The sequence below is a fragment of the Halorubrum sp. AJ67 genome (genome assembly GCF_000513435.1).
Genome location: NZ_CBVY010000008.1, coordinates 10,532 through 15,476, shown reverse-complemented (window position 1 = coordinate 15,476; position 4,945 = coordinate 10,532). Strand labels below are relative to the sequence as shown.

Here is a 4,945-nt window from a genome sequence, read left to right as displayed (position 1 = left end):
CACCATCGCCATCGTCACGACCCCCTTCACCGCCGAGGGCGAGGTCCGTCGCACGAACGCCGAGGCCGGCCTCGAACGCCTCCGCGACGTGAGCGACACCGTCATCGTCGTCCCCAACGACCGCCTGCTCGACGCGGTCGGGAAGCTCCCGGTCCGGCAGGCGTTCAAGGTGTCCGACGAGGTGCTGATGCGCTCGGTGAAAGGTATCACCGAACTCATCACGATGCCCGGACTGGTCAACCTCGACTTCGCCGACGTCCGCACCGTCATGGAGAAGGGCGGCGTCGCGATGATCGGCCTCGGCGAGTCAGACTCCGACTCGAAGGCGCAGGACTCGGTGAAGTCGGCGCTGCGCTCGCCGCTGCTCGACGTCGACATCTCCGGCGCGAACTCCGCGCTGGTGAACGTCACCGGCGGACAGGACATGTCCATCGAAGAAGCGGAGGGTGTCGTCGAGGAGATATACGACCGGATCGACCCCGACGCGCGGATCATCTGGGGGACCTCCGTCGACGACGAACTCGAAGGCGAGATGCGCACGATGATCGTCGTGACCGGCGTCGAGTCGCCGCAGATCTACGGCAACAACGGCGAGCCGCCGGAGGGTGACGCGCCCAGCGATGTCGAGGACATCGACTACGTGGAGTAGTTCGACGCCCCGAGTTCGACCGCTCAGCGGCGCATCAAAAGGTAAAAACCGTCCCGTCTCGAATCCGCTGGTAACATGGACGTTCCGTACGATCTCAACAGTTACATTCGGGTGCTGAAGCTGGCGAGCACGCCGAGCACCGACGAGTTCCTCCAGGTGTCGAAGATCGCCGGTGCCGGAATCCTGCTGATCGGGTTCATCGGCTTCCTCATGTTCGCGATCATGAGCCTCCTCCCGGGGGTCGGCGCGTAATGCCGATCTACTCGGTCAAGACGACGGCGAGCCAGGAGCGCACCGTCGCCGACATGCTCGCCGAGAAGGAGATGCCCGAGATCCAGGCCGTCATCGCCCCCGACCAGCTCACGAGCTACGTGATGGTCGAGGCCACCGACGGCACGGTGTTCGAGCGGATTCTCGACGAGATCCCGCACGCGAACGGCGTCATTCAGGGCGGCGACGGGCCCGCGGAGAGCCCCTTCTCCGAGGTCGAACACTTCCTCTCGCCGACCCCGGACGTGGAGGGGATCGCCGAGGGCGACATCGTCGAACTGATCGCCGGGCCGTTCAAGGGCGAGAAGGCGCGCGTCCAGCGGATCGACGAAGGGAAAGACCAAGTGACCGTCGAGCTGTACGGGGCGACCGTCCCGATCCCGGTGACGGTCCGCGGCGACCAGATCCGCGTCCTCGACAGTGAGGAGCGGTAGCTCCTCATATTGAGCGAGCGGCGCGACGCGCCGCGAGCCGACAGCGAGGAGCGGTAGTCCCTCGGGTCGAACGGACATCGCGCCGCTCTCCCGCGCGACTCGCACGTAACGACAAGGGCTTTATTCGACGACGACGGACGATACGGACATGTTCGGCCACGGCGTGCCGGCGGTGTTGAGCGTGATCCCCGACACGTTCACGTTCGCGTGGATCGTGGCGGTCCTCTTCGCGGCGTCGTGGCTGTTGGACAGCCGCGGGCTGGACGCGGGCCGCGCGCTCGCGGCCGCGACGTGGGCGCTGTTCGGACTGTTCTGGCTGTCGACGGTGCCGTACTTCGCGTTCGAACACCAGAGCTACGTGGAGGCGATCCTCGCGCTCGTCGGCTTCCCAGCCAGCGTGTACGCGGGGTACCTCCTGTACAACGGGCGCGCGTCGCTTTTTACCCTCACCCGGGCCATCGCATTCATGTTATTCATCTACCTCCCGTTCGAGACGATTCCGGCGTTCACCGTCGCCGGGGTCGCGGTCCCGGAGCCACGGCGGATCCTCATCGAGGTCGTCGCGGCGCAGACGGGAACGCTCATCGACCTCCTCGGCTACGCGCCGGAGGCGGTGACGAGCAGCGAGGGGTACGACGCGGCGTACTCGTGGACGCTCGCCGACGGCCACACCGTCGTCATTCACATCGTGCTGGCGTGTACGGGGCTGGGAAGCATCGCCATCTTCGGCGGCCTCGTCGCCGCCGTCGAAGCGCCGCTCTCTCGGAAACTCCGCGCGCTCGCGGTGTCAGTACCGCTCATCTACGTGCTGAACGTCCTCCGGACGACGTTCATCTCCGTGGTGGCGGGCAACCAGTACATGCACTGGTATCCGGATCTGGTGTTGGCGATGTTCGGCGCGAGCGACCCGTACCGCGTCTCCTTCCTCATTTCCGACCGGATCATGAGCCAGCTGTTGGCGGTCGTGGCGCTCATCGCGATCACCTTCCTCGCGGTGCGCGAGCTGCCCGAACTCGCGGTCATCTTAGAGGACGTGCTGTACCTGATCACCGGCGAGGAACACGACCTGACGGAGGCACTCGACCTCCCACGCGAGCCGACGAATCGGTAGCGGACCGGTTCCGTCCCGCGGCGTTCCGGGGATATATACCACTATATAGCAAGCTATAGACGTGGGGGACGGATACGGACGGCCATGATCGCGAGGACGCAGGTCGGAGCAGCCCGTTCCGGGGCGCGGCCGCGGCGAGGTGGTCGGCGGTGATGGGTGCGATCGATCCGTTCGTCTACCTGGAGACGAACGTCGCCAAGCTGGTGTTGGCGACCGCGCTCGGCATGTTCCTCGGGCTGGAACGCGAGTGGTCACAGAAGTCGGCGGGGATCCGGACGTTCGCGCTCATCAGCCTCGCGGCGGCGGTGTTCTCGCTGCTCGACGAGCCGGGACTGCTCGTCGTCGGCGGCGTGTCGGTCGTCGCCAGCGCGGTGCTTCTGGCGGTCCGGAGCTTCGTCGAGACCGACGTCGACGGGCTCTCGCTGACGACGTCGGCGTCGATGCTCGTCGCCTACGGGGTCGGCGTCCTCGTCGCGCAGGGGCTGTTCATCGAGTCGGTGACGGTGGCGGTGCTGTCGTCGCTGTTGCTCGTGTTGAAGCGCGAGCTCCACGAGTTCGCGTGGGGGCTCTCCCGCGAGGAGGTCCGCAGCGCTGTGGAGTTCACCATCCTCGCGTTTGTCGTCTTCCCGCTGTTGCCGGCCGAGACCGTCGACCCGTGGAACGCGGTCCAGCCGCGGCTCGTCTGGTCGCTCGTGGTCGCGGTCAGCGCCATCGGCTTCGTCAACTACGTGCTGGTGAAGCGGTATCAGGGGCGCGGCTACGCGGTCACGGGATTCTTCGGCGGGCTGGTGAACTCGACGGCCGTCGTCGCGGAGATGGCGAAGCGGGCGAAGGGGCGGGCCGACCTCGGCGAGATCGCGGTCGGGTCGATCCTCCTCGCTAACGCCGCCATGGCGTTCCGGAACGCCGCGGTGGTGGCCGTCTTCGTCCCGGAGGCGGCGCTCGTCGTCGGGGCCCCACTGGGCGCGATCACCGTCGCGGGGATCGGGGTCGCCGTGTGGCGCAGCGACTGGCGGACGACGATGGAGGCGGAGCTGACCTCTCCGTTCAGCCTACGTAACGCCTTGACGTTCGGCGGGCTCTTCCTCGTCGTGTTGCTCGTCTCCGCGGTCGCCGAGGAGACGTTCGGCGCGGGCGGGTTCGTCGCCACGTCCTTCCTCGCCGGGTTGGTGTCCTCGGGAACCTCGACGACGACGGCGGTCTCGCTGCTCGGGACCGGACAGATCGGCGTCGACACCGCGGTCGCGGGCGTGGTCGCCGGCACCGCCGCCAGCATCCTGATCAAGACCGCGTTCGCGGCGAGCATCGCCCGAGAACTGGTCCGCCCGGTGTTCCTCTGGAACCTCCTCTTGATCGCCGTGGGAGTGATCGCCGGGATCCCGCTGCTGCTGTTATGAGGATCCGCCGGGCGAGGGCGAGCCGGACCGCCGGGTCGGTTCGTCCCCAGCGACCCCGTCAGGAGAGGTGTTCGGCGATGTCCGTCGTCGACACCATCCCGACGTAGTCGTCGTCGACGACCGGGAGGTGTTTGACGCCGTACATCGTCATCATCGCGGCGACCTCCTGCATCATGAGGTCCGGCGTCACCGTCTCGACGTCCTCGGTCATCACGTCGCGGACCGTCGTCTCCGCGGGGTCGCGCCCGTCCGCGATCGCTCCGACGATGTCGCTCTGCGTGACGATACAGCCGCCGCCGGTCGTCACGACGAGCGCGCTGATGTCCTGATCGCGCATGCGCCGAGCGGCCTCGCGGAGGGGCGCGTCCCCCGCGATCGTCTCCAGCGGCGCGGACATGACGTCCGCGACACGCGTTCTGTCGTCGAGATCCATAGCGAGTCGTACGTTACCACATAGCATTACTCTTCCGGAACGCACAACGCGGACGGGATCCCCCGGCGTTCAGAGGGACGTCTCCTACTCAGACGAGTTGCGGCCTTCCGCTGTTCCGAAACGCGACCGCCGCGTCACTTCGCCCGCGAGAGGTACGCCGTGAGGTCAGTCGTCGACACCATCCCGATCGGTTTCCCGGCGTCGTCGGTCACGGGGAGGTGCGTGTAGCCGTGAGCGGTCGGCTCGGCCAGCTCCGCGACGGTGTCGTCGCGGCTCACGGTGACGACGTCCGTCGTCATGAACGCCTCGACCGGCGTCCGGTCCTTCGGGTCGTTATCGCGGACGAGCGTGACGAAGTCCGTCGCGGTGATCAGCCCCGCCAGCGTTCCGTCCGTCTCGACGACGAGGATCGAGCTCACGTCAGTCTCGCGCATCCGCTTCGCCGCGTCGGCCGCGGCCGCCCCGCGTTCGATGGTCGTGAGGTCGGTCGACATGAGCCGCTCGACGGGAACATCGTTCATGTCTCGTGGTAACGTTGGCCACAGTAATCAAGCGTCCGGTCGAACCGATGGTTGTCCGGGAGCGCCGAGGAGAGCCTACTCCTCGACGAGCGACTCCGGAGCGTCCGCGAGGCCGACGAGGGCGTCCGCT

Annotated in this window: 6 protein-coding genes and 1 pseudogene; 5 read left to right on the top strand and 2 right to left on the bottom strand. The window is 67.2% G+C overall.

Annotated elements, in window-relative coordinates; all coding sequences use genetic code 11:
- From BN903_RS08425 to BN903_RS08405, 5 genes and pseudogenes are all read left to right on the top strand, one after another.
- Positions 1-649: pseudogene (locus BN903_RS08425) on the top strand (cell division protein FtsZ); the annotation flags it as partial.
- Positions 650-724: 75 nt separating this feature from the next.
- The gene (locus BN903_RS08420; protein WP_006628863.1) at positions 725-901 is read left to right on the top strand and encodes a protein translocase SEC61 complex subunit gamma; all 177 of its coding nucleotides are present in this window, start codon (positions 725-727) and stop codon (positions 899-901) included.
- Positions 901-1,353: a transcription elongation factor Spt5 gene (locus tag BN903_RS08415; RefSeq protein WP_048077326.1), complete on the top strand. Its 453-nt coding sequence runs from the start codon at positions 901-903 to the stop codon at positions 1,351-1,353. Before BN903_RS08420 ends, BN903_RS08415 begins: the two co-directional genes overlap by 1 nt.
- Before the next feature lie 148 nt (positions 1,354-1,501).
- On the top strand, positions 1,502-2,464 hold the full coding sequence (artA, locus tag BN903_RS08410; RefSeq protein WP_048077325.1) for an archaeosortase A: 963 nt from the start codon (positions 1,502-1,504) through the stop codon (positions 2,462-2,464).
- A 152-nt stretch (positions 2,465-2,616) separates the two neighbouring features.
- The gene (locus BN903_RS08405) at positions 2,617-3,861 is read left to right on the top strand and encodes an MgtC/SapB family protein (RefSeq protein WP_394296247.1); all 1,245 of its coding nucleotides are present in this window, start codon (positions 2,617-2,619) and stop codon (positions 3,859-3,861) included.
- Between the two features lie 58 nt (positions 3,862-3,919).
- On the opposite strand, the gene BN903_RS08400 is transcribed toward BN903_RS08405, so the two are convergent.
- Positions 3,920-4,294 carry a cyclic nucleotide-binding/CBS domain-containing protein gene (locus tag BN903_RS08400; protein ID WP_048077323.1) on the bottom strand — a complete coding sequence of 125 codons (375 nt, stop codon included), beginning with the start codon at positions 4,292-4,294 and terminating at the stop codon, positions 3,920-3,922.
- Positions 4,295-4,428: 134 nt separating this feature from the next.
- Entirely contained in the window at positions 4,429-4,815 is a 387-nt protein-coding gene (locus tag BN903_RS08395; protein WP_048077322.1) for a CBS domain-containing protein, read from the bottom strand.
- Between the last annotated feature and the right edge of the window lie 130 nt (positions 4,816-4,945).